We start from the raw sequence: 24,676 nt of genomic DNA on the forward strand, positions 1-24,676 counted from the left end.
CTTGCGCGATGTGGCTTGCGATCAGGCCTTGATGAGGCCCATCGATTCCAGCTTCAGGATCACCTCGTGGGCGCAGGCGTCGACGTCGGTGCCCTCGGTGTCGATCACCAGCTCGGCTTGGGTCGGGGCTTCATAGGGGTCGGAGATCCCGGTGAATTCCTTGATCTTGCCTTCACGCGCCAGCTTGTACAGGCCCTTGCGGTCGCGGCGTTCGCATTCCTCGACCGAGGTGGCGACATGCACTTCCATGAAGGCGCCATACTGTTCGATCATCTCGCGCACGGCGCGGCGGGTCGCGGTATAGGGCGCGATCGGGGCGCAGATGGCGATGCCGCCGTTCTTGGTGATTTCCGAGGCGACATAGCCGATGCGGCGGATGTTGATGTCGCGGTGTTCCTTGGAGAAGCCAAGTTCCGACGACAGATGCTTGCGCACCACGTCACCGTCCAGAAGCGTTACCGGCCGGCCGCCCTGTTCCATCAGCTTGACCATCAGCGCGTTGGCGATGGTCGACTTGCCCGAGCCGGAAAGCCCGGTGAAGAACACGGTAAAGCCTTGCTTGTCGCGCGCCGGCGAGGTCTTGCGCAGCTGGGTGACAACCTCGGGGAAGGAGAACCATTCCGGAATGTCGAGCCCTTCGCGCAGGCGGCGGCGCAGTTCGGTGCCGGAAATGTCCAGAACCGTCGTGCCTTCCGGCACTTCGTTCGCCGGATAATATTGCGCCTTTTCCTGCACATAGACCATGTGCTTGAAATCGACCATGGTCACGCCGATCTCGTCCTGGTGCTTCTGGAACAGATCCTGCGCGTCATAGGGGCCGTAGAAATCCTTGCCGGCCGAGTTCTTGCCGGGGCCGGCGTGGTCGCGGCCGACGATGAAATGGGTCATGCCGTGGTTGCGGCGGATGAGCCCGTGCCAGACCGCCTCGCGCGGGCCGGCCATGCGCATCGCAAGGTTCAGAAGCGACATGGAGGTGGTCGAGGCCGGATACTTGTCGATCACCGCCTCATAGCAGCGCACGCGGGTGAAGTGGTCGACGTCGCCCGGCTTGGTCATGCCGACGACCGGGTGAATCAGCAGGTTGGCCTGCGCTTCCTTGGCGGCGCGGAAGGTCAGTTCCTGATGCGCGCGGTGCAGCGGGTTGCGGGTCTGGAAGGCCACGACCTTGTGCCAGCCCAGCTTGCGGAACAGCGTCCGCAACTCGTTCGGGGTGTCGCGGCGGGCCTTGAAATCGTAATGCACCGGCTGCTGGATGCCGGTGATCGGGCCACCGAGATAGACCTTGCCGGCCACGTTGTGCAGGTAGTTCACCGCCGGGTGGGCAAGATCGTCGGCGCCGAACACCTTTTCGGCTTCGCGGGCCTTGTTCGGCAGCCATTTGTCGCTGACCGACATGATCGCCAGAATGACGCCTTCGGCATCGCGCAGCGCGATGTCCTGACCGGGGGCGACCTTGTCGGCGAAAGCCTCGTTCACGTCGAGCGTGATCGGCATCGGCCAGAGCGTGCCGTCAGCCAGACGCATGTTTTCGACGACGTTGTCGTAGTCGGCTTCGGTGTTGAAGCCCTTCAGCGGGAAGAAGCCGCCGTTCATCAGCAGTTCAAGGTCGCAAACCTGACGCGGAGTCAGATCCCACGACGGCAGCGCGCCGGCTTCGTGCTTCAGCTTCAGGGCGGATTCGTGGGAAACATAAAGCTCCGGGATCGGAGCGTGGTTCGACAGGGTCATGGAAATGCTCGCGTTGTTTGGCCAAGGGCGGAGGCGCCGTCTGGCAAGGCCGCCGTTCGGCGCGGCTTTAGCCCCGGACGGGGGCTGAATTCAAGCGGGACTGGGGTTTTCTTCGGAAATAGGGCGGAAATGCCGCGCAATGCGACGCGGCGGGAATGTCATTCCCCCGAAGGCCCGGAGGGAATGACAAGGTTCTTCAATGTCCGGCCAGCCAACGCTCGGCGTCGAGCGCCGCCATGCAGCCCATGCCGGCCGAGGTGACCGCCTGGCGATAGATATGGTCGGTCAGATCGCCCGCGGCAAAGACGCCGGGAATGGCGGTGCGGGTGGAACCGGCTTCCACCTTCACATAGCCGCCCGAGTGCAGTTCCAGCTGGTCCTTCACCAGCTCGGACGCCGGCGCATGGCCGATGGCCACGAAGAAGCCGGCGCAAGGAATGTCGGTGGTGGCGCCGGTCTGCAGGTTGCGCGCCCGGACGGCGGTTACGCCAAGCGGCGCCTCGGTGCCCAGAACCTCGGTCACTTCGGAATTCCAGACCACTTCGATCTTGGGATGCTTGAACAGCCGGTCCTGCAGGATCTTCTCGGCGCGGAAGCTGTCGCGGCGGTGGATCAAGGTCACCTTCGAGGCGAAATTGGTCAGGAACAGCGCCTCTTCCACGGCCGTATTGCCGCCGCCGATCACCACCACTTCCTTGCCGCGATAGAAGAAGCCGTCGCAGGTGGCGCAGGCCGAAACCCCAAAGCCCTTGAACTTTTCCTCGGACGGCAGGCCCAGCCATTTCGCCTGCGCGCCGGTGGCAAGGATCACCGCATCGGCGGTGTAGGTGGTGCCGCTATCCGCCTGCGCGGTGAAGGGGCGGTTTTGCAGGTCAAGCGAGGTGATGTAATCCGAGATTACCTCGGCCCCCATCGCCTCGGCATGGGCCTGCATGTTGACCATCAGGTCGGGACCCTGGATGTGCTTTTCGCCCGGCCAGTTTTCCACCTCGGTGGTGATCGTCAACTGCCCGCCGGGTTGCAGGCCCTGCACCAGAATGGGGTTCAGCATGGCGCGGGCCGAATAGACCGCCGCGGTATAGCCCGCCGGGCCGGAGCCGATGATCAGAACCTTGGTGTGGCGCGTCTCGCCCATGTCGTCCCCCAGAATCTGCGCCGGATTCGGCGTCGCCTCTCATATAGGCAAGGGATTTGGGGCGGGAAACCCCCGGTGCGGGCCGGCTCATTACGAAAAATTGCGCGTCCGCGAAATATTATTGCGCCCGCCCGGCCATGAGCCTAATAAGCGGTCAAAATGGGAGACAAGAATGGCCACCTCCAAGCTCGATCCGATCGACCGCCATATCCTTGCGGAATTGCAGGCCGATGGTCGGATGACGAACGTCGAGCTGGCAAGCCGCGTCGGCATCTCGGCCCCACCCTGCCTGCGCCGGGTGCGCACGCTGGAGGAGGAGGGCTACATCAAGGGCTACCATGCCGAGGTGAACGCCCGCGAACTGGGATTCGAGGTGGCGGTCTTTGCCATGGTGCGCCTGTCGAGCCAGGCCGAGGCAGACCTGTCCACCTTCGAGGCCCGCTGCCGCGCCTGGCCCTTGGTCCGCGAATGCCACATGCTGAACGGCGAGATCGACTTCATCCTGAAATGTGTCTCGCCCGACCTGTCCTCCTTCCAGAACTTCCTGACCGAAGAGCTGCTGAAGGCCGAGAACGTGGCCAATGTGAAAACCAGTCTGGTGATCCGCTGCGCCAAGGATGAACCGGGTCTGCCCTTTGACGTGCTGGAGGCGCGGCTGGCAAGGAATGCCTGACGCGGGTGCAACCTGACCCTGACATGCAGAAGGCCGCCCCTTGTCGATGCCAGAGGAGCATCGGGGCGGCCTTGACCATTTAAAATCCCGAGGCGGCCGTTTCCGGCCGGACCGGGGCAATCACGGGCTGCCATGCAGGTCTTACATTTCCCGTCACCGCCTGTTGCACAGAGGGACATCTGCTGAGCGGGAAACTGGCCCAAGGCTGAGGCGCTGTCAAAATTTCCGGGCGATAGGTCCGGGATGCGCTGCGATCACGGCCAAGGGGCCGGGATTGTTTGCAGGCCACAGAACAATCCCCGGGCGCGGGTGCGCCGCCTGACCGAATCAACCTTTGGTGTCGTTGCCGGGCAGGCCATGAAAAAGGGCCGGAGCTTGCGCCCCGGCCCCCGGTGAAATGCTTTGGTCGTGGTCAGCTGGCCGCCACCGCGCGGGTTCCCGCCTTCGGGGCGGCCTTCATTGCGGCCGGACGCCGGCGGGTGCCACGCGCCCAGGGAAGCGAGACCTGCACCTCAGTCGAGGCGGCGATGATGGCTTTCATCCAGCGGCGGTCTTTCTTCATGGTGTTCATCCTTCCGGGCTGCGCTTGCTTGGTCCTTGTGACCTTGACGGAGTTTCCCTGTGATTTGCGGCAAGGATTTGGCCTTGTCGCCAGCATTGTCGGAAAATTCGTGGCAAAGACCGGGGCAATTGTGGCGGAGCGGTCTTGCGGCCAACCCTTTGAAATCCGGTTTTTTTATGGGAATCCGGAAACAATCGCGTGCAATTGTTTCCGGATTTGCGGCAATCCTTGGGCGAGATGCGCCCAACGCCCGCCCGGATCAGAGCCGGATCACCGAGATCAGGCGTCCGTAATCTGCCTGGCCCGCATGGGTGGTGCGCCGGTAGGAATAGAATCGCTCGGGGTCGCGATAGGTGCAATGCCGCGTCCATTCCGCCCGGCCCACGCCGGCTTCGTTCAGTCGCCACAGGCCATAGGAAGGCAGGTCAAAGAGATAACGCGCGCCATTGCCGTTGATGAAGAAGCGCCGGGTCTCGGGCGCGTCGTCGGTGAAGGTCTCGAAGAACTCCTGGCCGACCTCATAGGCGATCTGGCTGATGCACGGCCCGATCACGGCAGAGATGGCCGCCCGGCGCGCGCCCAAGGCCTCCATCGCGTCGAGGGTCGCTTCCAGCACGCCGGCCTGCGCCCCCTTCCAGCCGGCATGCGCCGCGCCGATCACGCCTGCCCCGGCATCGGCAAACAGCACCGGCTGGCAATCGGCCGTCAACACCGCCAGCCCGAGACCGGGGGTCGCCGTCACCATGGCATCGGCGCGCGGCGCGCTGGAAAAGGGCGCGGAAACGGTGGCTACATCCGGCGAATGCACCTGATGCACCGAAACCAGCGCTTCAACCCCAAGCCCCATGGCATCGGCCACGCGGGCGCGGTTGATGGCCACGATCTCGGCCAGATCGCTGCTGCCGGTGCCGCAATTGAGGCCCGCGAAAATGCCCGAGGAGGCCCCCCCCTTGCGGGTGAAGAAACCATGGCGGGGCGCCAGTGCCTCCGAAGTGATGATTTCCAGCATCAGGCAATTTCCGACGGTGAAGCGAATCCGGGCGGGGGCGGGGCGTCGGGCCCGGTCAGGGCCAGCACTTTGAACAAGCTTCCCATTTCTGCGGCGTCGGTCAAGCGGCGATGTGCGGCGCGGTGATTTTCCAGCGCCACGCCGGACAGCGCTTGTGCCAGCCGCGCGGCGCGGGCGTCGATGCCAAGGGCAGTCAGAAAGGAACCTTGGGTTGTGTAGTGCTGCGCGGGCCAGCCCGGGGCCAGGGCTTCGAAATCGACATGCGCCGTCAGGTCGGCGCGGCCGGGTTCGGCCAGGGGATCGGTGAAGGCGTGGTCCTTCAGGGCCTGCAACGTGTCGCCCTTCGACCGCCAGCCGCCATAATCGACGATCAGGGCAAGGCCGCCGTGACGGCGCAGCCGGTCCTTGAGGACGGCCATGTAGGGCTGCGCCAGCGGGCAAAGCTCGACCAGGGTGTTTGCGCCATCCTTGGCGAAGCGGGGATCCGGCGCAGGGATGGGATCTGGCGAGAGGCCGAAGGCCAGCTTGCCGTCCTGAACTCCGATCAGCCGCTCGTGCCACCGGGTGCCGAGATTGACGAATTGATGGATCGGCAGGGCGTCGAAAAACTCGTTGGCGATCAGGAACAGCGGCTGGTCCGGCAAATCGTCGATCTCTGCGACCCATCGCGGCGCATGGTCCGCCAGAGCCCGTGCCTGCACCGCGCGCAGGGCGGGCGAGGCTTCGTGCAACATCACCTGCATCGCGGCGTGGAAACCCGGCACTCCGCGCGTCGCACGCAGGATATCGGCCATCAGAGTGCCACGACCGGGGCCCAGCTCGGCCAGGGTGAAGCGGGCAGGCGCGCCTTGATCCAGCCAGCTTTGCGCCAGGCAAAGGCCGATCAGCTCGCCGAACATCTGGGAAATCTCGGGCGCGGTGACGAAATCCCCCTCGGCACCAAAGGGCGGGCGCGTGGTGTAATAGCCATGGAGGGGGTGCAGCAGGCATTCGGCCATATAGCTGGCGACCGTCATCGGCCCGTCCTGCCGGATGCGGTCAACAAGGAGCGCGGCCAGCGCCGTCATCCACGTCTGGCCCGCAGGAGAAACCAGAGCCCGGCGGCGAGCATCGGCAGGCTGAGGAGCTGCCCTGCCGTCAGGCCCCAGCCGTTCAACTGCAGATAGAGGCCAAGCGGGTTCTCTGCGGAGACGAATTGCGCATCCGGTTGGCGGAAGAACTCGACGGCAAAGCGCGCCAGCCCGTAGCCGGCGAAGAACAGCCCGGCAATGGCGCCGGGCCAGCGGAACCAGCCGCGCCGCCAGATGAGATAGGTGAAGAGCGCCATCAACAGCAGCCCCTCCAGCCCCGCCTCGTAAAGCTGGCTTGGATGGCGGATGCAAGGCATGGCGGCCGTGGCGCAGGCCTGCGCCGCCTCGCCGGGGAAGGCCACGCCCCAGGGCAGGGTCGTCGGCCGGCCCCAAAGCTCGGCGTTGATGAAATTGGCGACGCGGCCAAGGAACAGCCCGATCGGCACCACCGCGGCCATCAGGTCGGCCATCGGCAGCATGGCGATCTTCTCGCGGCGGCAAAAGAGGAGGCCCGCCACGACAACGCCGAGAAAGCCGCCATGGAAGGACATACCGCCCTCCCAGACCCGCAGGATGCGGGCCGGATCGGCGGCGAAACCGGCAAGATCGTAGAACAGCACATAGCCCAGCCGGCCGCCGAGGATGACCCCGAGGATCACCCAGGTAAGCAGCCGCTCGATCTGCTCGGGGCTTGCCGGCGCCGCGCCGGGCCACAGGCGCGGGGTTTTAACCATGCGCACGATCAGCTTCCAGCCGGCGATCAGCCCGACGATATAGGCCAGCGCATACCAGCGCAGCGCAAAGCTGACCGGGCCGATGTCGATGGTGAAGATCTCGGGCGAGATGTCGGGGAAGGGGATGTAGGACATGGGGCCTGCCGGTTGGGGTGATGCCTTGTCCGGCAGGGGCGGGGCGTTGTCAATCGGGCCGGCCTTGTGCCGGGGGCCAGTCCGGACCATATAGGGCCAAACGTGATGGAGGCCCCGATGCAACCCGGCAACAAGTTCTTCGACGACATGTCCAAGCTGATGACCAACGCCATGGGCGTGGCGCAGGGGGCCAAGACCGAGGCGGAGACCGCGATGAAGGGCTTCATCGACCGCTGGATGGCCGACCGCGATTTCGTCACCCGCGAGGAATTCGATGCGGTGAAGGCGATGGCCCAGAAGGCCCGCGAAGAAAACGCGGCGCTGGAGGCGCGGATCGCGGCGCTTGAGGGCAAGAAGTAGGTTTTGCCGCGGGCAGCCTTGTGTGTTACTATCTGTTGGTAACATTGGGGCCTGCCATGACCAAGACCACCTCGATCGCCTTGGGCGAGCATTTCACCAGCTTTCTCAGCGAACAGGTGGCCTCGGGCCGCTACGGCAGCGCCTCGGAGGTCGTGCGTGCCGGGTTGCGGTTGCTGGAAGAACGCGAGGCCGCACTGGCCGAGTTGCGGGCCGAGATTGCCAAGGGCGAGGCCAGCGGGATTGCCGAGGGGTTCGACATTGATGAATGGCTTGCGGAAAAACGCCGGGAGCACGCGGTTTGAAGCTGGAGTTCACCAGCGACGCGACCGCCGATCTTGATGACATTCTCGACTACTCGATTGCCCAATGGGGTCTGGCGCGCGGTTTTGACTATGTGACCGAGATACGCAATCGTGCAATGCTGCTTGCGGACGGCTTTCATCCGGGGGCGACGGCCGATGATGTTCAACAAGGACTGCGACGGCAGGTTTCCGGCTCGCACGTCATCTGGTTTCGCCGCGAACCCGATCGGATCGTGGTAATCCGCGTTCTGCATCAAAGCCGCGATGCGGGGCGGTGGCTGGGGTAGAGATCAGGCCAGCCGGCCCCAGAGATCATACTCCCCGGCTTCTTCCACCGTCACCGTCACCATGTCGCCGACCGACAGCCCCTCAAACCCTTCGTCGATGAACAGGTTGCCGTCGATTTCCGGCGCGTCGGCCTTGGTGCGGCAGGTGGCACCTTCGGCGTCGACCTCGTCGACGATCACCTGAATCGTCTGGCCCACCTTGGCCGCCAGCTTCGCCTCGGAAATCGCCTGCGCCTTTGCCATGAAGCGGTCCCAACGGTCCTGCTTTACTTCGTCAGGCACATGGTCGGCCAGGTCGTTCGACCGGGCGCCGGCGACATTTTCATACTGGAAGCAGCCGACGCGGTCGAGTTGCGCCTCGTCCATCCAGTCGAGCAGGGTCTGGAATTCTTCCTCGGTCTCGCCGGGATAGCCGACGATGAAGGTGGAGCGCAGCACGATCTCGGGGCAGTCGCGCCGCCACGCCGCGATTTCGTCCAGCGTTTTCGCCGCCGCCGCCGGGCGGGCCATGCGGCGCAGGGTTTCGGGGTGGGCATGCTGGAAGGGGATGTCGAGATAGGGCAGGATCAGCCCTTCCGCCATCAGCGGCACCAGTTGGCGGACATGCGGGTAGGGATAGACGTAGTGCAGGCGCACCCACAGATCGTCACCCAACCGGCCCAATTCGCGCGCCAGATCGGTGACATGGGCACGCACCTCGCCGCCCTTCCAGGGCGACAGGTCATGCTTGCGGTCCACACCATAGGCCGAGGTGTCCTGCGAAATCACCAGAAGCTCGCGCACACCGGCTTCCACCAGCTTTTCGGCCTCACGCAGCACGGCATGGGCGGGGCGGGAGACCAGCTTGCCGCGCATGTCGGGGATGATGCAGAACTTGCAGGCGTGATTGCAGCCTTCGGAAATCTTCAGATAGCTGTAATGGCGCGGGGTCAGCTTTACCCCGGTCGCCGGCAGAAGGTCGATGAACGGGTCGGGCGCGGGCGGCACGGCCTTGTGGACGGCATCCAGCACGGCCTCGTACTGATGCGGGCCGGTTACGGCCATGACCTTGGGATGCGCGCCGGTGATATATTCCGGCTCGGCGCCAAGGCAGCCCGTCACCAGCACGCGGCCGTTCTCGCGCAGCGCCTCGCCGATGGCCTCAAGGCTTTCGGCCTTGGCGCTGTCGAGAAAGCCGCAGGTGTTCACGATCACCGCATCGGCGCCCTTGTAGTCGGGCGAGATGGCATAACCCTCGGCGCGCAGGCGCGTCAGGATGCGTTCGCTGTCGACCAGCGCCTTGGGACAGCCGAGCGAAACCATGCCGATGGTCGGCTGGCCCTCGCGGCGGGGGGCGTCGAAGACCGGCTTCGGGGCAAGGTCGGGGCGGAGGTTCGGCGGGTTCTGGCTCATGCGGCCGGGTATACCGGAAACTGCGGGAGGGGGCAAACGGGGCGCGGGCGATCCTTGTCTAAGCGGGGGCTTATGGCTGCGGCGCTAAGCCCCACGGCAATGGAGCAGGCCGGAAAACCCGTCCAGATCAGGGCCATGGCGGGCCGGGTGGCCGCGCCGCAACCCTGATCGAAAGGATATCCCATGAAACCGCTTTTCGCCCTGGCGCTTGGCCTGACGCTTGCCCCCTTTGCCGCCATGGCCCTTCCGGCCGTTGGCGATGTGGTCGGCACCACGCCGGAAGCCGCCACCGCCGCCCTGGAGGCCGCCGGCTGCAAGGTTGCCAGCTTTGAGCCGGAAGACGGCCAGATCGAGGCTAAATGCACCGATGCGGCGACCAGCAAGATGATGGAAATCTACATCGACCCGAAGACCGGCGCCGTGACCGGGGTGAAATCCGATGACTGAGTCCGGCTCCGGGCTTTCGGCTGGCCTGTCCCCCAAGGGGCAGGCCACAGCCACCCTGCCGCGCTGGGACCCCTTGCTGCGCCTGACCCATTGGGGCGTTGCCGGGGTGGTGCTTGGAAACTACGCGCTGACCAAGGAGGGCAGCTCGGTGCATATCGCGCTGGGCTGGATCGGGCTTGGCCTTCTGGCGCTGCGGCTGATCTGGGGCTTCGTCGGCCCGGCGGAGGCGCGCTTTGCCAGCTTTTCGCCGAATCCCATGGCCGCGCTGCGCCATCTGGCCAGTCTGGCCCGCGGGCAGGCGCCGCATTATCCCTCGCACAACCCCGCGGGCGCAATGATGGCCTATGCGCTTTGGGCCTGTCTTGCGGTGCTGACAGTCACGGGCATCCTGATGACCGGGGCCTCTCCGATGAAACAGGCCGAGCTTGAAGCCGCTGTCGCCGCTGGTGATTGGTCGGCGGTTGTGGAAGAAGGAGGGGACGGGGAGGAAAACGAGTCCCCCGGCGGAGAGGCGTTGGAAGAGGTGCATGAGGTGGCGGCCAATCTGATCCTGCTTCTGGCCTTGCTGCATGTCGCGGGCGTGGCAGTGGAAAGCCGCGTGATGCGGCGCAATCTGGTGGCTCCGATGCTGGTGCCGCGGCGGAGACGCCGGTGACCGCGCAAGCCTCCTCCTTGCTGGCGGGGCGGCGGCGGCCCGTCGCCCTGGCCCTGTTCCTGCTGGTTCAGATGTTTGCCGCCGTGTTCTTTGTCGGTGACGCCATCGCCGATGTGCTGGAAGGCGACGTTGGCCCGCACCTCTACTTTGAAATGCTGGTCGCGCTGGCCCTTGCGCTGGGCGTCGGGCTTGGCGCGCTGGCGCTGCGCCAGACGCTGGAGGAAATGAAGGCGCAGGATGTGGCGCTGGCTTCGGCCCGCGGCGCGCTGGGCGATGTGATTGCCGCGCAGTTCACGGCATGGGGCCTGACCCCGGCCGAGCGCGACGTGGCCTTTCTGGCGCTGAAGGGTCTAGATGTCGCCGAAATCGCCGAATTGCGCGGGCGCGCGGCGGGTACAGTGCGGGCGCAACTGGCGCGCATCTACGCCAAGGCGGGCGTGTCCGGGCGGGCGCAGTTCGCCGCCTGGTTTGTCGAGGACCTGCTGGGCGAAGGGCTGGAGACAGAGCCGCAGCACGGCTGACGGCAACACCGCCGGGCAGGGGCCTCAGCCGTGGTCCGGGGCCTTGCCGGACACGGCGCGATAGGGACGGGTGGTGTCGCGCAGCGCGACGTCCGGCACTTCGACCGTCAGCTCGATCGCCCCATCGCCGGCAAGGGTCAGCGTCAGCTGGCCGGGGCCGTCGGGCGGGCCGTCATAGCGCAGGTCGAGAAGCGACAGGACCATGTCCTTCTGGCCGCGGTCGATGCCCTGCGTCCGCACCGCCGTAACCGTCTCGACCGTCAGCAGCGATTGCACCCGCTCATAGGGGCGCTTTTCGCGCAGCGCGGTTTCGCGATCTTCCCAGCGAAAGCGGTTCAGCAGCAGCGCAAAGCGGCGGCGCGGGCGGGCCCAGGTCATTTCCGTGATCGGAAACACCGCGTCCTGCGTCAGCGCCGCGATGACCGACACGTCCTCTGCCGTCCGTGCCAGAAGCCGGATGGGGCTTTCGTCTCCGTCTTCGAAGCGCGCGTCGGTCATCCGGCAATCCGCTCGATCAGGGCGCCGCAGGCGCGCAGCTTTTCCTCGACCCGCTCATAGCCGCGGTCAAGGTGGTAGACGCGGCTGACCACGGTTTCCCCCTCGGCCGCCAGCGCGGCGAGGATCAGCGACACCGAGGCGCGCAGGTCGGTGGCCATCACCCGGGCGCCCTTCAGCCTGGACACGCCGGTCACGGTGGCATGGCCGCCATGCACGTCGATCTTCGCCCCCATGCGCAAAAGTTCCGGCGCATGCATGAAGCGGTTTTCAAAGATCTTTTCCTCCAGAACCGAGGTGCCCTCGGCGGTGCAGAGCATGGCCATCATCTGCGCCTGCAGATCGGTCGGGAAGCCGGGGAAGGGTTCGGTGACAACATCCACCGCCCGCACCCGCTCGCCCCGGCGCTTGACCTTCAGGCCGCGCGCGGTTTCCGTTACCTCGACCCCGGCCGCATCCAGCTTTTCGGCGAAGGCGCCGACCAGATCCAGCCGCCCCCCCAGGCATTCCACCTCGCCGCCGGCAATCGCCGGCACCAGCATGTAGGTGCCCAGTTCGATGCGGTCGGTGACAACCGGATGGGTCGCGCCATGCAGCCGGTCCACGCCCTGAACCGTGATCGTGCTGGTGCCTTCGCCCTCGATCTCGGCCCCCATCTTGTGCAGGCATTGCGCCAGATCGACGATCTCCGGCTCGCGGGCGGCGTTCTTCAGAACCGTGGTGCCTTTGGCCAGAGTGGCGGCCATCAGCGCGTTTTCCGTTGCCCCCACCGAGACGAAGGGAAACTCCACCACTGCGCCCTTCAGCCGGCCGCCGGGGGCCTTGGCATGGACATAGCCTTCGCGCAGGTCGAGATCGGCCCCCATCGCCTCCAGCGCCTTCAGGTGCAGGTCGACCGGCCGTGCGCCAATGGCGCAGCCGCCGGGCAGCGAGACAATGGCATGGCCATCGCGCGCCAGCATCGGGCCAAGCACAAGGATCGAGGCCCGCATCTTGCGCACGATGTCATAGTCGGCGGTGTGATTGGTGATGTCATGGCTCGACATCGCCAGCACCTGCCCGTCCTGCAGACTGGCCACCTCGGCGCCAAGGCTGCCCAGAAGCTGGGTCATGGTGCGGATGTCGGACAGGCGCGGCGCATTGGTCAGCGTCAAGGGCTCGTCGCTGAGCAGCGTCGCCGGCATCAGCGTCAGGCAGGCATTCTTGGCGCCGGCGATCGGAATCACCCCGTTCAGCGCGCCATTGCCTTTGACCAGAATCGAATCCATCGCCTACTCGTCCTCTTGTTCGTTGTCCGCGCCATCGACGGCACGCGCCTTTGCCTGCGCCTTGCGCCGCGCCATATTGGCCTTCAGCGCCGCCTTCAACCGGTCCTCGCGGCTTTCCGGCGCCTTGGCCTTGGGCTTGGCCGCCGGTTTTCCGGCTTTCGGGGGGGCGGGGCTGTCCTGCATGGCCCTCTCCTTAACGCAGGGCGCAAAAACCGTCCAGAAGGGATGCGAAAAGCCTCTTGCGCGCCCCGGAATTTGCGTCTAATCACCCGCCACGCCCGGCAGGAAGCCCAGCCGAAGCGCCCCGGCGCTGCAGTAGCTCAGTGGTAGAGCACTCCCTTGGTAAGGGAGAGGTCGAGAGTTCAATCCTCTCTTGCAGCACCATCCTTTCCCCTTGATTTTGCAAGAAACACTGGCGATCAATGGCTTGGCTTGGCTTGGCTTGGCTTGGCTTGGCTTGGCTTGGCTTGCCTTGGCTTGGCTTGGCTTGGCTTGGCTTGTCTCTGGCGGGCCGGCCTTTGGGCGGACGGGGAGAGACCATGCTGCGGACCTATCTGTTTCTTCTTGCGGCCATCGTGCTGGAGGTGATTGCCACCACGGCGCTCGCGCGGTCGGCAAGCTTTACGCGGGCGGTTCCCAGCCTGATTTCCGCGGTCGGCTATGCCGGGGCTTTCTGGCTGTTGTCCGTGCCGCTGCGGCATCTGCCCACCGGCATCGTTTATGCGATCTGGTCGGGGCTGGGGATCGTGCTGATCACCGCCGTCGCCTGGATCTGGCAGCGGCAGGCGCTGGACGGGCCGGCGCTTCTGGGGCTGTCGATGATTCTGGCGGGGGTTCTGGTGATTCACCTGTTCTCGACCGCGGTCAATCACTAGGGGCGGCAGATGGAGTTCGCGGCGATCCTGTCATTGCTCGACCTTGCCGCGGCGGTGGTCTTTGCCACCACCGGGGCGCTGGTGGCCTCGCGCAAGGAGATGGACATTCTGGGCTTCATGTGGCTGGGGGTGATTACCGGCATTGGCGGCGGCACGCTGCGCGACCTGCTTCTGGGGCTGCCGGTGTTCTGGGTGCAGGACGCAACCCCGGTGGCGCTGTGTCTGCTGGTGGCGGGGGTGGTGCATTTCTCGGCGCATCGGGTGTCGTCGCGCTATCGGCTGCTCTTGTATCTCGATGCCTTCGGGATGGCGCTGGTGACGATTGCCGGGGCGGCGAAGGGGCTGGATGCCGGGGCGGGCCCCTTGGTGGCGCTGGTGATGGGGGTGATCACTGCCAGCTTTGGCGGCATCCTGCGGGATTTGCTGGGGCAGGAGCCGTCGATCCTGCTGCGCCGGGACATTTACGTTTCCGCCTCGGCGGCGGGGGCGGCGCTGTTTCTGGGCAGCCTTGCGGTCGGCCTGCCGCGCGAGGGCGCGATGGCGGCGGGGCTGGTGACGGCGGCGGGCATCCGCGGTCTCGCGCTCTGGTTCAACTGGTCGCTGCCGGTCTATCGGGCAAGGCCGGGCCGCGCGCCGGATGAGCGCGGCGGGGTGAAATGACAAACGCGCGGCCCCGGTAGGGACCGCGCGTTTCAGAACTGAAGGTGGGGTGAAACCTCACCCTACGGACTCACGCCAGCGACGGGTCAATCGCCTTGCACGCCGCCACAAGGCCCTTCACCGCGTCGATGGACTTGTCCATCATCGCCTGCTCGTCCTTGTTCAGCTTGATGTCCACCACACGCTCCACGCCGCCGGCGCCAAGGATGGTCGGGACGCCGACATACATCCCGTTCAGGCCATAGGCGCCGTCGACATAGGCGGCGCAGGGCAGGAGGCGCTTCTGGTCCTTCAGATAGGCCTCCGCCATTTCGATGGCCGAAGCGGCGGGCGCATAGAAGGCCGAGCCGGTTTTCAGGAGGCCGACAATCTCGGCGCCGCCGTCGCGGGTGCGCTGCACGATGGCGTCCAGCTTTTCCTGCGTGGTCCAGCCCATCTGCACCAGATCGGGCAGCGGGATGCCGGCAACGGTGGAATAGCGGGTCAGCGGAACCATGGTGTCGCCATGGCCGCCCAGCACGAAGGCGGTGACGTCCTTCATCGAGACGTTGAACTCCACCGAGAGGAAATGGCGGAAGCGGCCGGCGTCGAGGACGCCCGCCATGCCGACGACCTTGTTCGCCGGCAGGCCCGAGAACTGCTGCAGCGCCCAGACCATCGCGTCGAGCGGGTTGGTGATGCAGATCACGAAGGCGTTCGGGGCATGGGCCTTGATGCCCTCGCCGACCGATTTCATGACTTTCAGGTTGATGCCCAGAAGGTCGTCGCGGCTCATCCCCGGCTTGCGCGGCACGCCGGCGGTCACGATGCAGACATCGGCGCCCGCGATGTCGGCATAGCTGTTGGCGCCCTTCAGCGAGGCGTCAAAGCCTTCGACCGGACCGGACTGCGCGATGTCGAGCGCCTTGCCCTGCGGCGTGCCCTCGGCGATGTCGAAGAGGACGATGTCCCCCAGTTCCTTGAGGGCGGCGAGGTGAGCGAGCGTGCCACCGATCTGGCCTGCGCCGATCAGCGCGATCTTGGGTCGTGCCATTAGTCCGGTCTCCGGGTTTGGTATACAACGGTATGCTAAACGCGGCGCGGGGGAAAAGCAAGCCCGCCGCGCTGCGGCAAAGGCGGGGGCTGGCCGGGGGCGCATGATTGCGCTAACCGTTCGGCCTGACCGCCGCCGGGAGCTTTTTCCCGTCGGATCAGCATTGCGCGGCATCATGGGGGATTCGCGCGGCAGGGGGAAGAGGCATGGACGGCGTTCTGTTCTGGACTTGTGCGATTGCCGCTGCGGCGCTGGTGGGCATGGGCAAGGGCGGCATGCCGGTGGTGGGCATGCTGGGGGTGCCGGTCCTGTCGCTGGCGATCTCGCCGGTCACCGCGGCGGGGCTTCTGCTACCGGTCTATGTGCTGTCGGACATGTTCGGGCTTTACGCCTATCGCCATGCCTTCGACCGGCGGGTGCTGGCGATCCTGATGGTCGGGGTGACGGTCGGGGTGGGGCTTGGCTGGGCCACGGCCAGCATTACCCCGGAATGGCTGGTGACGACGATCGTCGGGCTGATCGGGGCGGTGTTCGCGCTGCGGCTCTTGACGCGGCGCGGTGAGGTTGCCCGGCGCGAGGCCGAGGTGGCGCCGGGGCTGTTCTGGGGTGCGGTGACGGGGTTCACCAGCTTCGTCAGCCATTCCGGCGCACCGCCGTTTCAGGTCTATGTCCTGCCGCTTGGCCTACAAAAGATGGTCTTTGCCGGGACAAACACCATTCTGTTCGCCTATCTCAACGGCATCAAGCTGGTGCCCTATTGGGCGCTGGGCCAGTTCTCGCCCGGCAATCTGAAAGTGGCGGTCCTGCTGATGCCCGCCGCCGCCGTGGCGGTGTTCGCCGGGGTGAAACTGGTGAAGATCGTGCCGGAAAAGCTGTTCTTCCAGATCATCACCTGGGCGCTTCTGGGCATCTCGCTGAAGCTGATCTGGGACGGGCTGTCGGCCTGACCGGGCGCCCGCCTAGGCCGGATCGCCCTTGGCGGGAAGCTCCTCGGTGATCTCCTGCCAGGCCTCGCCCGAGGCGACAAGGCAGGCGGTGCCATCAGGCAGGGTGACGACCAGCGTCCAGCTTCCGCCTTCGGAGGCGAAGATCTCCAGCACCTGTGCCCGCCCGTTCGCGTCGGCCGTCAGCCCCGCAGCGCGGCGCGATTCGGCAAAGCGGGTGGCCAGCCCCGCCACCACCTGATCGCGCGGGGCGCATTGCGCCGCTTCGGCGGCACGGGTGGCAAGGATCAGCCCGCCAAAGCCCAGCGACAGTGCAAAAAGCGTCTTGTCCATCGGGACCCCCCAAGGTCACATGCGACAAGGCTGCGCCCGAATGGTGACGGGGTGGTTAACGCCGCGCGCCGGTTTTTCTGCGATGCAGCAAAAACAGGCTTGCCGAAAATGCCTGAAAGGTGTCTTTTTGCGCAAGATTGTTACTCGGGAGAGAATCATGTCGGCACGCCCCTACCGTTCGGTGCTTTACATTCCCGGCTCGAAAGAGCGGGCGCTGGAAAAGGTCATGGGGCTGGCCGCCGATGCGATCATCTTCGATCTCGAGGACGCCGTCGCACCGGAGGAAAAGCCCGCCGCCCGCGCGCTGCTGGCGCGGGTGCTGACGGACTGGGATTTCGGCAACCGGGCGCGGATCGTGCGGATCAACGGCTTTGACACCGAATGGGGCCGCGCCGATGCCAATGCCATGGACGAGGCGATTGCCCGCGGCGCGAAGATCGACGCCATCCTGATCCCCAAGGTGAACCGCGCTGCCGATCTTGACGCCGTGGCCGAGGCGGTGCCGGGCGCCGATCTCTGGGCAATGATGGAGACGGCGGCGGGGATGCTGAACGCCGCCGAGATTGCCGCCCATCCGCGCCTGAAGGGCATGGTGATGGGCACCAACGACCTGGCCAAGGAACTGGGCAGCCGCTTCCGCCCCGACCGTCTGGCACTGCAGGCCGGGCTGGGCCTGTGCCTTCTGGCCGCGCGGGCGCATAGCCGGGTGATCGTGGATGGCGTGTTCAACGCCTTCAAGGACGAAGCGGGGCTGAAAGCCGAATGCGAGCAGGGCCGCGACATGGGCTTTGACGGCAAGACGCTGATCCATCCGGCGCAGCTGGCGATTGCCAACGCCGCCTTTGCCCCCTCGCAGGCCGAGCTGGAGCTGGCCCGCCGCCAGATCGACGCCTTCTTCGCCGCCAAGGCGGCGGGGCAGGGCGTGGCGGTGGTCGACGGCAAGATCGTGGAAAACCTGCACATCGTCACCGCCGAGGTGCTGATCGCCAAGGCCGAGGCGATTGCGGCCATGGCGGATTGATGCAAGTGTGAAGCGGATTCACATCTTGGGAGACCGTCCATGATCCTTCTTATCCTGGGCCTTGCCCTCTGGGCCGGGGCGCACCTGCTGAAACGCCTCGCCCCGGAGCTGCGGGCAAGCTGGGGCGACCGCGCCAAGGCGTCGATCGCGCTGGCGCTGGCTCTGGGCGTTGTGCTGATGGTGATCGGCTATCGCTCGGCGGAGGGCGCTTTCTTCTGGGGACGCACGCCGATGCTGGCGGGGATCAACAATCTGGTGATGCTGGTCTCAGTCTATTTCTTCGCCGCTTCGGGCATGAAGACGGCGCTGGCGCGCAAGCTGCGGCACCCGATGCTCTGGGGCGCGGTGCTGTGGGCGGCGGGGCATCTGCTGGTAAACGGCGATGTGCCGTCCTTCGTGCTGTTCGGCGGCATCGGGCTTTGGGCGCTCGTGGAGATGGCGCTCATCAACCGAGCCGGGCCTTGGGTTCCGCCCGCCGCCAAGCCGGCGAAGTTCGAGGTGATGGCGCTGGCCGGAACGGTAATCGTCTATGGCGGCATCGTCGGCGCCCACTATGCCCTTGGCTACCCAACCTTCGGATAAGACCATGAAACTTTACCGCTTTTTGTCTGACGACGACACCTCCGCCTTTTGCCACAAGGTCACGGCGGCGCTGAACAAGGGATGGGAGCTGCACGGCCCCCCGACCTATGCCTTTGACGCGGCCAAAGGCGTGATGCGCTGCGGGCAGGCCGTGGTGAAAGAGGTGCCGGGGGACTACACCCCGGAGGTGAAGCTGGGCGCACAATGAACCGGGGACGGTGGGTGGAAACCACCCACCCTGCACCCGTCCCGGTAGGGTGGGTGATCCCACCCACCAATGCAGGAACATAGACCGATGAAAACCAATCCGGGCCGCTTTTTCGAAGATTACCGCATCGGCGAGGTGATCCGCCACGCTGTGCCGCGCACCGTCTCGGGCGGCGAGCGGGCGCTTTATCATGCGCTTTATCCGGCCCGCGGCGCGCTTTATTCCTCGGACGAGTTCGCCCGCGCCTGCGGCCTGCCGCAAAGCCCGGTCGATGACCTGATTGCCTTCCACGTGGTCTTTGGCAAGACCGTGCCCGACATCAGCCTGAACGCGGTGGCGAACCTTGGCTATGCCGAGGGGCGCTGGCTGGCTCCGGTCTGGCCCGGCGACAGCCTGCGCTCGGAATCGACCGTGATCGGGCTGAAGGAGAACTCGAACGGCAAGTCGGGCAATGTCTATGTCCGCACCCGCGGCATCAACCAGCGCGGTGAAGTGGTGCTGGAATATGTCCGCTGGGTGATGGTGCGCAAGAACCGCGCCGATGCACCCAGCCCCGACGCGGTGGTGCCCGACCTGCAAAAGGTCGTGCCGGCCGCCGATCTGGTGATCCCCGAGGGCGTGGATTTCTCGGGCTACGATTTCACTCTGGCCGGAGAGCCGCACCGCTGGGGCGACTATGCGGTGGGCGAGAAGATCGACCATGTCGATGGCGTGACCATCGAGGAGGCCGAGCATATGCTGGCCACGCGGCTCTGGCAGAACACCGCCAAGGTGCATTTCGACGCCACCTTCCGCGAGGATGGCAAGCGGCTGATCTATGGCGGCCATGTGATCTCGATGGCGCGCGCGCTCAGCTTCAACGGGCTGGCCAATGCCCAGATGATCGTGGCGCTGAACGGCGGCGCCCATGCCAACCCCTGTTTCTCGGGCGATACGGTGAAGGCCTGGTCCGAGGTGCTGGACAAGGCGGAAACCGCGGCCCCCGGCGTCGGGGCGATCCGGCTGCGGCTGGTGGCGGTCAAGCAGGGCGCGGCGCCCTTTGCCCTGAAGGGTGAGGATGGCAAATATGCGCCCGAGGTGCTGCTGGATCTGGACTACTGGGCCTTGATGCCGATCTGAGGGGCGGCGGGGCAGGGTAGTGATATTTGTGATCACGCTGAAAAAAAGTGTGATCACAAATGCGGAAAATTCGGGGTGATAGCGGCAACAACCTGCCCTTTGCCCACCGTTTATGGTGACAGCGCGATTTTTCGCGTTATTGAAGTGAAAAGACAGCTTTGGCCGGGCCGCTCAGCCCGCCAGCCAGCGAACAAGGGACATGACATGGCAGACGTCAAACGGGTCGAGCGGCCCCTTTCTCCCCATCTGCAGATCTATCGTATCCAGCTGACCGCCGTGACCTCGATCCTGACCCGGATCACCGGCAATGCGCTGATCGTCGGCATCGCGCTGGCGGTCTGGTGGCTTCTGGCGGCGGCGACCTCGCCCGAATATTTCGCCACGGCCAATGCGGTGGCAACCTCATGGTTCGGCGATCTGGTGTTCACCGGCTCGGCCTGGGCGGTGTGGTATCACTACCTCGCCGGGCTTCGGCACCTTTACTATGACGCGGGCAAGGGGCTGGACATTCCCACCGCCGAAAAGCTGGGCTGGGCCTGCATCATCGGCTCGGTCGTGCTGACCGCGATCACCATTCTTCTGGTTCAGTGAGGGGCAGACCATGCGTTACCTGACCGCCCGCAAGCGCGCCGAGGGCAAGGGCGCCTCCCACACCGGGACCGAACATCACTGGCACATGACCGTCAGCGCCGTGGCGCTGGCCTTCCTGGTGCCGACCTGGCTCTACATCTTCGGCTCGGCCTTGGGGCAAAGCCAGGAGCAGGTCGTGGCAATCTTCGCCCGGCCGTTCCCCGCCATCCTGACCGCGCTGGTCCTGATCGTCGGCATGCGCCATTTTGCCATGGGCGCCACCATGATGATCGAGGATTACGCCAAGGGCACTGCCCGCAAGATGGCGATCATCTTCGCCTATTCCCTGTCCGCCGTGATCGTCGCCACCGGGCTGTTCGCCCTGCTGAAGATCGCGATCTGAGGTTTCTGACATGACGCAAGCCTATACTTACGAGACCCATGATTACGACGTGGTGGTGGTCGGTGCCGGCGGCGCGGGCCTGCGGGCGACCCTTGGCATGGCCGAACAGGGCCTGCGCACCGCCTGCGTGACCAAGGTGTTCCCGACCCGCTCACATACGGTCGCCGCGCAGGGCGGGATTGCCGCTTCGCTTGGCAACATGGGGCCGGACAGCTGGCAGTGGCACATGTATGACACCGTCAAGGGGTCGGACTGGCTGGGCGATACCGACGCGATGGAATACCTTGCGCGCGAGGCGCCGAAGGCGGTTTACGAGCTGGACCATTACGGCGTGCCGTTCAGCCGCACCGAAGAGGGCAAGATCTACCAGCGCCCCTTCGGCGGCCACACCACCGAATTCGGCGAAGGCCCGCCGGTGCAGCGCACCTGCGCCGCCGCCGACCGCACCGGCCACGCCATCCTGCACACGCTTTATGGCCAGAGCCTGAAGAACAACGCCGAATTCTTCATCGAATATTTCGCGCTTGATCTCATCATCACCGACGGGCGCTGCACCGGCGTGGTGTGCTGGAAGCTGGACGATGGCACGATCCATGTCTTCAACGCCAAGATGACGGTGCTGGCGACCGGCGGCTATGGCCGGGCCTATTTCAGCGCCACCTCGGCCCATACCTGCACCGGCGACGGTGGCGGCATGGTGGCCCGCGCCGGCCTGCCCCTGCAGGACATGGAATTCGTGCAGTTCCACCCGACCGGGATCTATGGCTCGGGCTGCCTGATCACCGAAGGCGCGCGCGGCGAGGGCGGCTATCTGACCAACTCGAACGGCGAGCGCTTCATGGAGCGCTATGCGCCGCATTACAAGGACTTGGCGCCGCGCGACTATGTGTCCCGCTGCATGACGCTGGAGATTCGCGAAGGCCGCGGTGTGGGCGAGCATGGCGACCATATCCACCTGCACCTGAACCACCTGCCGAAAGAGACGCTCGACCTGCGCCTGCCCGGCATTTCGGAATCGGCCCGCATCTTCGCCGGGGTCGATCTGACCAAGGAGCCGATCCCGGTGCTGCCGACCGTGCATTACAACATGGGCGGCATTCCGACGAACTACTACGGCGAGGTGCTGAACCCCACCGCCGAAAACCCCGATGCGGTCTTCCCCGGCCTGATGGCCGTGGGCGAGGCGGGCTGTGCCAGCGTGCATGGCGCGAACCGGCTGGGGTCGAACTCGCTGATTGACCTCGTGGTCTTCGGCCGGGCGGCGGCCATTCGGGCCGGGCAGGTGGTGGACCGGGCCTCGGCGATGCCGGCGACCAACAAGCCCGAGGTTGACCGCGCGCTTGGCCGGTTCGACGATCTGCGCCATGCCAAGGGCGCGATCCCGACCGCCGATCTGCGGCTGGAAATGCAGCGCACCATGCAGTCGGATGCCGCCGTGTTCCGCACCGACAAGGTGCTGGCCGAGGGCGAAAAGAAGATGACGGCGATTGCCGGCAAGTTGGGCGATCTGAAGGTCACTGACCGGTCGCTGGTCTGGAACAGCGACCTGATGGAAACGCTGGAACTGACCAACCTGATGCCGAACGCGCTGGCCACGATCTATGGCGCGCATGCCCGCACCGAAAGCCGCGGCGCCCATGCCCACGAAGACCACCCGGCGCGCGACGACAAGACATGGCGCAAGCACTCGCTCGCGCATGTCGACGGCAACAAGGTGACGCTGACCTACCGCCCGGTGAAGACCGAGCCGCTGACCACCGAGGCCGAGGGCGGGATTTCCCTGAAGAAGATCGCGCCGGCGGAGCGGAAATTCTGATGCGCGCCGCGGGTCCCTTGCTGATGGTCTTTGCCCTTGCCGCCTGTGACCCGGCTCAGGTGGCCGACAAGGTGGGCCGCCGCGCCGCCGATACGGTGGTGCGCCCGGTTGTGGCCGACTATTTGCCCGGCGGGCAGGCGGAAACCGCGACCCGCTGCATCGTCGACAATGCCAGCGCCGAGGATGTGAAGGCGCTCGCACAGGATGTCGGCGTCGGCGCCGGCAGCCGCACTGTGGCCAATGTCCTGCGCATCGCCGCCGAGCCCGGCCCGGCCTCGTGCCTTGCGGCGGCGGGCATTGCCGGTCTGGGGGGATAAGCCCATGCGCCGCGCCCTCTGCCTTGCTCTGGTTGCGCTGCCGCCCCTCGCGGCCTGCGGACCCGTGCCGGTGCAGGAGGCCGAGCGGCTCTGCGTCGAGAAGGCCAACGAGGCGCTGCATCCGCGCGGCGAGCTGGCCCTGGGCGTCGGCTCGGCCGGCAAGCCGGTGGGCGCGCTCGACGTGACGATCTCGACCGATTTTCTTCTGGGCCGCGATCCGGGCCAGGTCTTCGACGCCTGCGTCAAGGCGCGCTCGGGCCAATTCCCGAGCCGCCCGCTTGCCGACCAACCGGGATGGGTGGGCTGAGATGGCCCGCCTTGCCCCCACCATAGCCATTCTGCCCCGCGGCCCGCGCCCGGTCACGATCTGACGAAGGAAAGCCCATGGTCCAGTTCACGCTTCCCAAGAATTCCAAGGTGGTCACCGGCAAGACCTGGCCGAAACCCGAGGGAAAGAATGTGCGGAAGTTCCAGATCTACCGCTGGAACCCCGATGACGGCAAGAACCCTGCGGTCGACACCTATTTCATCGACATGGACAAGTGCGGCCCGATGGTTCTGGACGCGCTCATCAAGATCAAGAACGAGATCGACCCGACGCTGACCTTCCGCCGCTCCTGCCGCGAGGGGATCTGCGGGTCCTGTGCGATGAACATCGACGGCATCAACACGCTGGCCTGCATCTATGGGCTGGACGAGATCAAGGGCGACGTGAAGATCTACCCGCTGCCGCATATGCCGGTCATCAAGGACCTGATCCCCGACCTGACGCATTTCTACGCCCAGCATGCCTCGATCATGCCGTGGCTGGAAACCAAGACCAACCGACCGGCCAAGGAATGGCGCCAGTCGATCGAGGACCGCAAGAAGCTGGACGGGCTTTATGAATGCGTGATGTGCGCCTCGTGCAGCACCTCCTGCCCGTCCTACTGGTGGAACAGCGACAAATACCTTGGGCCGGCGGCGCTTTTGCATGCCTATCGCTGGATCATCGACTCGCGCGACGAGGCGACGGGCGAGCGGCTGGACAACCTTGAAGACCCCTTCAAGCTCTATCGCTGCCACACCATCATGAACTGCGCCAAGACCTGCCCGAAGGGGCTGAACCCGGCCAAGGCGATTGCCGAGATCAAGAAGATGATGGTCGACCGGGTGGTGTAAGACCCCGGCATCCGGAGCAAGGCCCCGCTTCCGCGGGGCCTTTGCGTTTCAGCGCAATTCGGCCAATGCGTCGCGCAGGATGATCCGGCCCGACCACAGGAACAGCCCCGCAATCGCCAGTGCGGTCAGAAGGTCGGGCAGGGCGCTGCCGGTCAGGGCGACCAGCCCGGCCGCGAGCACGACGGCAAGGTTCGATAGCGCGTCATTGCGCGAAAACAGCCAGACCGCCCGCGCCGAGGCATCCCCGCTGCGATGGCGCATCAAAAGCGCGGCGCAGATCAGGTTCACCGCCAGCGCTCCTGCCCCGGCCCAGCCCATGATCGCCTCATCCGGTGGCCGCGCGGCGGCGAACTCGCGCAGCGTCATGGCAAGGACGCCAAGGCCCATGACGGCCAGAAAGACACCCTGCGCAAGGGCCACCCGCGCCCGCGCTGCCGCGCTCCAGCCAAGCGCCAGCAGCGCAAGGCCGGAAATCAGCCCATCACCCCAGAAATCCAGAGCATCGGCCAGAAGGGCCTGCGAGCCCGCCAGAAAGCCTGCCAACGTCTCGACTGCGCCATAGCCAAGGTTCAGCACCACCACCAGCGCGAGCATTCGCCGATAGCCCCGCTCCGGACTTACGGTGGGCGGGGCGATGCCATGGCCAGTTGCGGTGATGGCTTGCACCAAGGCCGCGGTGTCGAAACGTCCGGTCACTACCAACTCGCCCGTGACCAGTGAAGCGCGCGCCGCAGTCACGCCCGCAACCGACTGCGCCGCCGCCTCGAGCTTGGCAAGGCAAGAGCCGCAATCCATGCCCGACACCGTAAAGCGCTGTTCCGTCATCCCGGCCTCCTGACCCGATCCTGCAGCCCGCGCCGC

General features: G+C 65.8%; 33 protein-coding genes and 1 tRNA gene. 21 read left to right on the forward strand and 13 right to left on the reverse strand.

What is annotated here, in order from left to right; genetic code table 11:
- Window positions 1-21: 21 nt before the first annotated feature.
- Both G4Z14_RS10635 and trxB read right to left on the reverse strand, forming a co-directional pair.
- Window positions 22-1,728 carry a bifunctional sulfate adenylyltransferase/adenylylsulfate kinase gene (locus G4Z14_RS10635; protein WP_164625503.1) on the reverse strand — a complete coding sequence of 569 codons (1,707 nt, stop codon included), beginning with the start codon at window positions 1,726-1,728 and terminating at the stop codon, window positions 22-24.
- 196 nt (window positions 1,729-1,924) lie between these two features.
- On the reverse strand, window positions 1,925-2,863 hold the full coding sequence (gene trxB / locus G4Z14_RS10640; protein WP_164625505.1) for a thioredoxin-disulfide reductase: 939 nt from the start codon (window positions 2,861-2,863) through the stop codon (window positions 1,925-1,927).
- Between the two features lie 172 nt (window positions 2,864-3,035).
- Here trxB and G4Z14_RS10645 point away from each other — a divergent pair, with 172 nt between their 5' ends.
- A complete protein-coding gene (locus G4Z14_RS10645) occupies window positions 3,036-3,536 on the forward strand; it encodes an Lrp/AsnC family transcriptional regulator (RefSeq protein ID WP_164625507.1) in 501 nt (166 codons plus the stop codon).
- 412 nt (window positions 3,537-3,948) lie between these two features.
- Here G4Z14_RS10645 and G4Z14_RS10650 read toward each other — a convergent pair whose 3' ends face one another.
- From G4Z14_RS10650 to lgt, 4 genes are all read right to left on the reverse strand, one after another.
- Window positions 3,949-4,098 (reverse strand): hypothetical protein, encoded by a 150-nt coding sequence (locus G4Z14_RS10650; RefSeq protein ID WP_164625509.1) that lies wholly within the window; start codon window positions 4,096-4,098, stop codon window positions 3,949-3,951.
- Between the two features lie 259 nt (window positions 4,099-4,357).
- Window positions 4,358-5,107, reverse strand: a complete 750-nt coding sequence (pgeF, locus tag G4Z14_RS10655; RefSeq protein WP_227751653.1) for a peptidoglycan editing factor PgeF — start codon at window positions 5,105-5,107, stop codon at window positions 4,358-4,360.
- Window positions 5,107-6,174, reverse strand: coding sequence for a class I SAM-dependent methyltransferase (locus tag G4Z14_RS10660; RefSeq protein ID WP_164625511.1), 1,068 nt, complete (start codon window positions 6,172-6,174; stop codon window positions 5,107-5,109). Before G4Z14_RS10660 ends, pgeF begins: the two co-directional genes overlap by 1 nt.
- On the reverse strand, window positions 6,171-7,046 hold the full coding sequence (lgt, locus tag G4Z14_RS10665; protein ID WP_164625513.1) for a prolipoprotein diacylglyceryl transferase: 876 nt from the start codon (window positions 7,044-7,046) through the stop codon (window positions 6,171-6,173). Before lgt ends, G4Z14_RS10660 begins: the two co-directional genes overlap by 4 nt.
- Window positions 7,047-7,163: 117 nt before the next feature.
- Here lgt and G4Z14_RS10670 point away from each other — a divergent pair, with 117 nt between their 5' ends.
- The 3 genes from G4Z14_RS10670 to G4Z14_RS10680 are packed head-to-tail and all read left to right on the forward strand — an operon-like array spanning window position 7,164 to window position 7,995.
- Window positions 7,164-7,406: an accessory factor UbiK family protein gene (locus G4Z14_RS10670; protein ID WP_164625515.1), complete on the forward strand. Its 243-nt coding sequence runs from the start codon at window positions 7,164-7,166 to the stop codon at window positions 7,404-7,406.
- Between the two features lie 56 nt (window positions 7,407-7,462).
- Window positions 7,463-7,708, forward strand: coding sequence for a type II toxin-antitoxin system ParD family antitoxin (locus tag G4Z14_RS10675; protein ID WP_164625517.1), 246 nt, complete (start codon window positions 7,463-7,465; stop codon window positions 7,706-7,708).
- On the forward strand, window positions 7,705-7,995 hold the full coding sequence (locus tag G4Z14_RS10680; RefSeq protein ID WP_164625519.1) for a type II toxin-antitoxin system RelE/ParE family toxin: 291 nt from the start codon (window positions 7,705-7,707) through the stop codon (window positions 7,993-7,995). The genes G4Z14_RS10675 and G4Z14_RS10680 overlap by 4 nt, the downstream gene beginning before the upstream one ends.
- Window positions 7,996-7,998: 3 nt before the next feature.
- Here the strand turns inward: G4Z14_RS10680 and rimO are convergent, their stop codons facing one another.
- The gene (gene rimO / locus G4Z14_RS10685) at window positions 7,999-9,387 is read right to left on the reverse strand and encodes a 30S ribosomal protein S12 methylthiotransferase RimO (RefSeq protein ID WP_164625520.1); all 1,389 of its coding nucleotides are present in this window, start codon (window positions 9,385-9,387) and stop codon (window positions 7,999-8,001) included.
- A 183-nt stretch (window positions 9,388-9,570) separates the two neighbouring features.
- On the opposite strand from rimO, the gene G4Z14_RS10690 reads away from it, so the two are divergent.
- The 3 genes from G4Z14_RS10690 to G4Z14_RS10700 are packed head-to-tail and all read left to right on the forward strand — an operon-like array spanning window position 9,571 to window position 11,010.
- The gene (locus G4Z14_RS10690; RefSeq protein WP_164625522.1) at window positions 9,571-9,834 is read left to right on the forward strand and encodes a PepSY domain-containing protein; all 264 of its coding nucleotides are present in this window, start codon (window positions 9,571-9,573) and stop codon (window positions 9,832-9,834) included.
- Entirely contained in the window at window positions 9,827-10,489 is a 663-nt protein-coding gene (locus tag G4Z14_RS10695; protein ID WP_164625523.1) for a cytochrome b/b6 domain-containing protein, read from the forward strand. The genes G4Z14_RS10690 and G4Z14_RS10695 overlap by 8 nt, the downstream gene beginning before the upstream one ends.
- Window positions 10,486-11,010, forward strand: coding sequence for a helix-turn-helix transcriptional regulator (locus G4Z14_RS10700; protein ID WP_321573027.1), 525 nt, complete (start codon window positions 10,486-10,488; stop codon window positions 11,008-11,010). The genes G4Z14_RS10695 and G4Z14_RS10700 overlap by 4 nt, the downstream gene beginning before the upstream one ends.
- A gap of 24 nt (window positions 11,011-11,034) precedes the next feature.
- On the opposite strand, the gene G4Z14_RS10705 is transcribed toward G4Z14_RS10700, so the two are convergent.
- From G4Z14_RS10705 to G4Z14_RS10715, 3 genes are read right to left on the reverse strand one after another with little or no spacing between them, the layout of a single operon-like run.
- On the reverse strand, window positions 11,035-11,508 hold the full coding sequence (locus G4Z14_RS10705) for a DUF2948 family protein (RefSeq protein WP_164625525.1): 474 nt from the start codon (window positions 11,506-11,508) through the stop codon (window positions 11,035-11,037).
- The gene (murA, locus tag G4Z14_RS10710; RefSeq protein ID WP_164625527.1) at window positions 11,505-12,773 is read right to left on the reverse strand and encodes a UDP-N-acetylglucosamine 1-carboxyvinyltransferase; all 1,269 of its coding nucleotides are present in this window, start codon (window positions 12,771-12,773) and stop codon (window positions 11,505-11,507) included. Before murA ends, G4Z14_RS10705 begins: the two co-directional genes overlap by 4 nt.
- Before the next feature lie 3 nt (window positions 12,774-12,776).
- Window positions 12,777-12,956: a hypothetical protein gene (locus G4Z14_RS10715; RefSeq protein ID WP_164625529.1), complete on the reverse strand. Its 180-nt coding sequence runs from the start codon at window positions 12,954-12,956 to the stop codon at window positions 12,777-12,779.
- Between the two features lie 126 nt (window positions 12,957-13,082).
- Here G4Z14_RS10715 and G4Z14_RS10720 point away from each other — a divergent pair.
- The 3 genes from G4Z14_RS10720 to G4Z14_RS10730 all read left to right on the forward strand — a co-directional run bounded on the left by G4Z14_RS10720 (window position 13,083) and on the right by G4Z14_RS10730 (window position 14,308).
- Window positions 13,083-13,157 (forward strand) — tRNA-Thr (locus G4Z14_RS10720).
- A 158-nt stretch (window positions 13,158-13,315) separates the two neighbouring features.
- The gene (locus G4Z14_RS10725; RefSeq protein WP_164625643.1) at window positions 13,316-13,648 is read left to right on the forward strand and encodes a DMT family transporter; all 333 of its coding nucleotides are present in this window, start codon (window positions 13,316-13,318) and stop codon (window positions 13,646-13,648) included.
- 9 nt (window positions 13,649-13,657) lie between these two features.
- On the forward strand, window positions 13,658-14,308 hold the full coding sequence (locus G4Z14_RS10730) for a trimeric intracellular cation channel family protein (protein ID WP_164625531.1): 651 nt from the start codon (window positions 13,658-13,660) through the stop codon (window positions 14,306-14,308).
- Window positions 14,309-14,378: 70 nt separating this feature from the next.
- Here G4Z14_RS10730 and mdh read toward each other — a convergent pair whose 3' ends face one another.
- Window positions 14,379-15,341 (reverse strand): malate dehydrogenase, encoded by a 963-nt coding sequence (gene mdh / locus G4Z14_RS10735; protein WP_164625533.1) that lies wholly within the window; start codon window positions 15,339-15,341, stop codon window positions 14,379-14,381.
- A 206-nt stretch (window positions 15,342-15,547) separates the two neighbouring features.
- On the opposite strand from mdh, the gene G4Z14_RS10740 reads away from it, so the two are divergent.
- Window positions 15,548-16,288, forward strand: a complete 741-nt coding sequence (locus G4Z14_RS10740) for a sulfite exporter TauE/SafE family protein (protein WP_164625535.1) — start codon at window positions 15,548-15,550, stop codon at window positions 16,286-16,288.
- Window positions 16,289-16,300: 12 nt separating this feature from the next.
- On the opposite strand, the gene G4Z14_RS10745 is transcribed toward G4Z14_RS10740, so the two are convergent.
- Complete coding sequence (locus G4Z14_RS10745) at window positions 16,301-16,618, reverse strand: hypothetical protein (RefSeq protein ID WP_164625537.1); 318 nt, start codon at window positions 16,616-16,618, stop codon at window positions 16,301-16,303.
- Between the two features lie 157 nt (window positions 16,619-16,775).
- On the opposite strand from G4Z14_RS10745, the gene G4Z14_RS10750 reads away from it, so the two are divergent.
- The 10 genes from G4Z14_RS10750 to G4Z14_RS10795 all read left to right on the forward strand — a co-directional run bounded on the left by G4Z14_RS10750 (window position 16,776) and on the right by G4Z14_RS10795 (window position 23,815).
- Window positions 16,776-17,639, forward strand: a complete 864-nt coding sequence (locus G4Z14_RS10750) for an HpcH/HpaI aldolase/citrate lyase family protein (protein WP_164625539.1) — start codon at window positions 16,776-16,778, stop codon at window positions 17,637-17,639.
- Between the two features lie 39 nt (window positions 17,640-17,678).
- The gene (locus tag G4Z14_RS10755) at window positions 17,679-18,221 is read left to right on the forward strand and encodes an NnrU family protein (RefSeq protein ID WP_164625540.1); all 543 of its coding nucleotides are present in this window, start codon (window positions 17,679-17,681) and stop codon (window positions 18,219-18,221) included.
- 4 nt (window positions 18,222-18,225) lie between these two features.
- On the forward strand, window positions 18,226-18,429 hold the full coding sequence (locus G4Z14_RS10760; RefSeq protein WP_164625542.1) for a DUF1737 domain-containing protein: 204 nt from the start codon (window positions 18,226-18,228) through the stop codon (window positions 18,427-18,429).
- Window positions 18,430-18,516: 87 nt separating this feature from the next.
- Window positions 18,517-19,548: a MaoC family dehydratase gene (locus G4Z14_RS10765; protein WP_164625544.1), complete on the forward strand. Its 1,032-nt coding sequence runs from the start codon at window positions 18,517-18,519 to the stop codon at window positions 19,546-19,548.
- Window positions 19,549-19,752: 204 nt separating this feature from the next.
- Window positions 19,753-20,139, forward strand: coding sequence for a succinate dehydrogenase, cytochrome b556 subunit (sdhC, locus tag G4Z14_RS10770; protein WP_164625546.1), 387 nt, complete (start codon window positions 19,753-19,755; stop codon window positions 20,137-20,139).
- Window positions 20,140-20,149: 10 nt separating this feature from the next.
- Window positions 20,150-20,521, forward strand: a complete 372-nt coding sequence (gene sdhD / locus G4Z14_RS10775) for a succinate dehydrogenase, hydrophobic membrane anchor protein (RefSeq protein WP_164625548.1) — start codon at window positions 20,150-20,152, stop codon at window positions 20,519-20,521.
- A gap of 10 nt (window positions 20,522-20,531) precedes the next feature.
- Entirely contained in the window at window positions 20,532-22,337 is a 1,806-nt protein-coding gene (gene sdhA / locus G4Z14_RS10780; protein WP_164625550.1) for a succinate dehydrogenase flavoprotein subunit, read from the forward strand.
- Window positions 22,337-22,654, forward strand: a complete 318-nt coding sequence (locus tag G4Z14_RS10785) for a hypothetical protein (RefSeq protein WP_164625552.1) — start codon at window positions 22,337-22,339, stop codon at window positions 22,652-22,654. Before sdhA ends, G4Z14_RS10785 begins: the two co-directional genes overlap by 1 nt.
- Before the next feature lie 4 nt (window positions 22,655-22,658).
- Window positions 22,659-22,961, forward strand: coding sequence for a hypothetical protein (locus tag G4Z14_RS10790; RefSeq protein ID WP_164625554.1), 303 nt, complete (start codon window positions 22,659-22,661; stop codon window positions 22,959-22,961).
- Between the two features lie 77 nt (window positions 22,962-23,038).
- Window positions 23,039-23,815, forward strand: a complete 777-nt coding sequence (locus G4Z14_RS10795) for a succinate dehydrogenase iron-sulfur subunit (protein WP_164625556.1) — start codon at window positions 23,039-23,041, stop codon at window positions 23,813-23,815.
- A gap of 48 nt (window positions 23,816-23,863) precedes the next feature.
- Here G4Z14_RS10795 and G4Z14_RS10800 read toward each other — a convergent pair whose 3' ends face one another.
- Entirely contained in the window at window positions 23,864-24,640 is a 777-nt protein-coding gene (locus G4Z14_RS10800) for a cation transporter (protein WP_164625559.1), read from the reverse strand.
- Between the last annotated feature and the right edge of the window lie 36 nt (window positions 24,641-24,676).

The sequence above is a fragment of the Tabrizicola oligotrophica genome, from assembly GCF_011008935.1.
Classification (GTDB): domain Bacteria; phylum Pseudomonadota; class Alphaproteobacteria; order Rhodobacterales; family Rhodobacteraceae; genus Tabrizicola_A; species Tabrizicola_A oligotrophica.

Excerpts from the sequence above, each read along its gene's own strand:
- G4Z14_RS10750 (WP_164625539.1), top strand. The coding sequence starts at position 16,776 with ATGTCGGCACGCCCCTACCGTTCGGTGCTTTACATTCCCGGCTCGAAA.
- G4Z14_RS10705 (WP_164625525.1), bottom strand. The coding sequence starts at position 11,508 with ATGACCGACGCGCGCTTCGAAGACGGAGACGAAAGCCCCATCCGGCTT.
- sdhD (WP_164625548.1), top strand. The coding sequence starts at position 20,150 with ATGCGTTACCTGACCGCCCGCAAGCGCGCCGAGGGCAAGGGCGCCTCC.
- G4Z14_RS10785 (WP_164625552.1), top strand. The coding sequence starts at position 22,337 with ATGCGCGCCGCGGGTCCCTTGCTGATGGTCTTTGCCCTTGCCGCCTGT.
- G4Z14_RS10690 (WP_164625522.1), top strand. The coding sequence starts at position 9,571 with ATGAAACCGCTTTTCGCCCTGGCGCTTGGCCTGACGCTTGCCCCCTTT.
- G4Z14_RS10795 (WP_164625556.1), top strand. The coding sequence starts at position 23,039 with ATGGTCCAGTTCACGCTTCCCAAGAATTCCAAGGTGGTCACCGGCAAG.
- mdh (WP_164625533.1), bottom strand. The coding sequence starts at position 15,341 with ATGGCACGACCCAAGATCGCGCTGATCGGCGCAGGCCAGATCGGTGGC.
- G4Z14_RS10765 (WP_164625544.1), top strand. The coding sequence starts at position 18,517 with ATGAAAACCAATCCGGGCCGCTTTTTCGAAGATTACCGCATCGGCGAG.
- G4Z14_RS10800 (WP_164625559.1), bottom strand. The coding sequence starts at position 24,640 with ATGACGGAACAGCGCTTTACGGTGTCGGGCATGGATTGCGGCTCTTGC.
- G4Z14_RS10645 (WP_164625507.1), top strand. The coding sequence starts at position 3,036 with ATGGCCACCTCCAAGCTCGATCCGATCGACCGCCATATCCTTGCGGAA.
- G4Z14_RS10695 (WP_164625523.1), top strand. The coding sequence starts at position 9,827 with ATGACTGAGTCCGGCTCCGGGCTTTCGGCTGGCCTGTCCCCCAAGGGG.
- rimO (WP_164625520.1), bottom strand. The coding sequence starts at position 9,387 with ATGAGCCAGAACCCGCCGAACCTCCGCCCCGACCTTGCCCCGAAGCCG.
- trxB (WP_164625505.1), bottom strand. The coding sequence starts at position 2,863 with ATGGGCGAGACGCGCCACACCAAGGTTCTGATCATCGGCTCCGGCCCG.
- G4Z14_RS10755 (WP_164625540.1), top strand. The coding sequence starts at position 17,679 with ATGATCCTTCTTATCCTGGGCCTTGCCCTCTGGGCCGGGGCGCACCTG.
- G4Z14_RS10675 (WP_164625517.1), top strand. The coding sequence starts at position 7,463 with ATGACCAAGACCACCTCGATCGCCTTGGGCGAGCATTTCACCAGCTTT.
- G4Z14_RS10745 (WP_164625537.1), bottom strand. The coding sequence starts at position 16,618 with ATGGACAAGACGCTTTTTGCACTGTCGCTGGGCTTTGGCGGGCTGATC.
- G4Z14_RS10715 (WP_164625529.1), bottom strand. The coding sequence starts at position 12,956 with ATGCAGGACAGCCCCGCCCCCCCGAAAGCCGGAAAACCGGCGGCCAAG.
- G4Z14_RS10740 (WP_164625535.1), top strand. The coding sequence starts at position 15,548 with ATGGACGGCGTTCTGTTCTGGACTTGTGCGATTGCCGCTGCGGCGCTG.
- G4Z14_RS10790 (WP_164625554.1), top strand. The coding sequence starts at position 22,659 with ATGCGCCGCGCCCTCTGCCTTGCTCTGGTTGCGCTGCCGCCCCTCGCG.
- pgeF (WP_227751653.1), bottom strand. The coding sequence starts at position 5,107 with ATGCTGGAAATCATCACTTCGGAGGCACTGGCGCCCCGCCATGGTTTC.
- G4Z14_RS10660 (WP_164625511.1), bottom strand. The coding sequence starts at position 6,174 with ATGACGGCGCTGGCCGCGCTCCTTGTTGACCGCATCCGGCAGGACGGG.
- sdhA (WP_164625550.1), top strand. The coding sequence starts at position 20,532 with ATGACGCAAGCCTATACTTACGAGACCCATGATTACGACGTGGTGGTG.
- G4Z14_RS10730 (WP_164625531.1), top strand. The coding sequence starts at position 13,658 with ATGGAGTTCGCGGCGATCCTGTCATTGCTCGACCTTGCCGCGGCGGTG.
- G4Z14_RS10670 (WP_164625515.1), top strand. The coding sequence starts at position 7,164 with ATGCAACCCGGCAACAAGTTCTTCGACGACATGTCCAAGCTGATGACC.
- lgt (WP_164625513.1), bottom strand. The coding sequence starts at position 7,046 with ATGTCCTACATCCCCTTCCCCGACATCTCGCCCGAGATCTTCACCATC.
- G4Z14_RS10760 (WP_164625542.1), top strand. The coding sequence starts at position 18,226 with ATGAAACTTTACCGCTTTTTGTCTGACGACGACACCTCCGCCTTTTGC.
- G4Z14_RS10650 (WP_164625509.1), bottom strand. The coding sequence starts at position 4,098 with ATGAAGAAAGACCGCCGCTGGATGAAAGCCATCATCGCCGCCTCGACT.
- sdhC (WP_164625546.1), top strand. The coding sequence starts at position 19,753 with ATGGCAGACGTCAAACGGGTCGAGCGGCCCCTTTCTCCCCATCTGCAG.
- G4Z14_RS10635 (WP_164625503.1), bottom strand. The coding sequence starts at position 1,728 with ATGACCCTGTCGAACCACGCTCCGATCCCGGAGCTTTATGTTTCCCAC.
- murA (WP_164625527.1), bottom strand. The coding sequence starts at position 12,773 with ATGGATTCGATTCTGGTCAAAGGCAATGGCGCGCTGAACGGGGTGATT.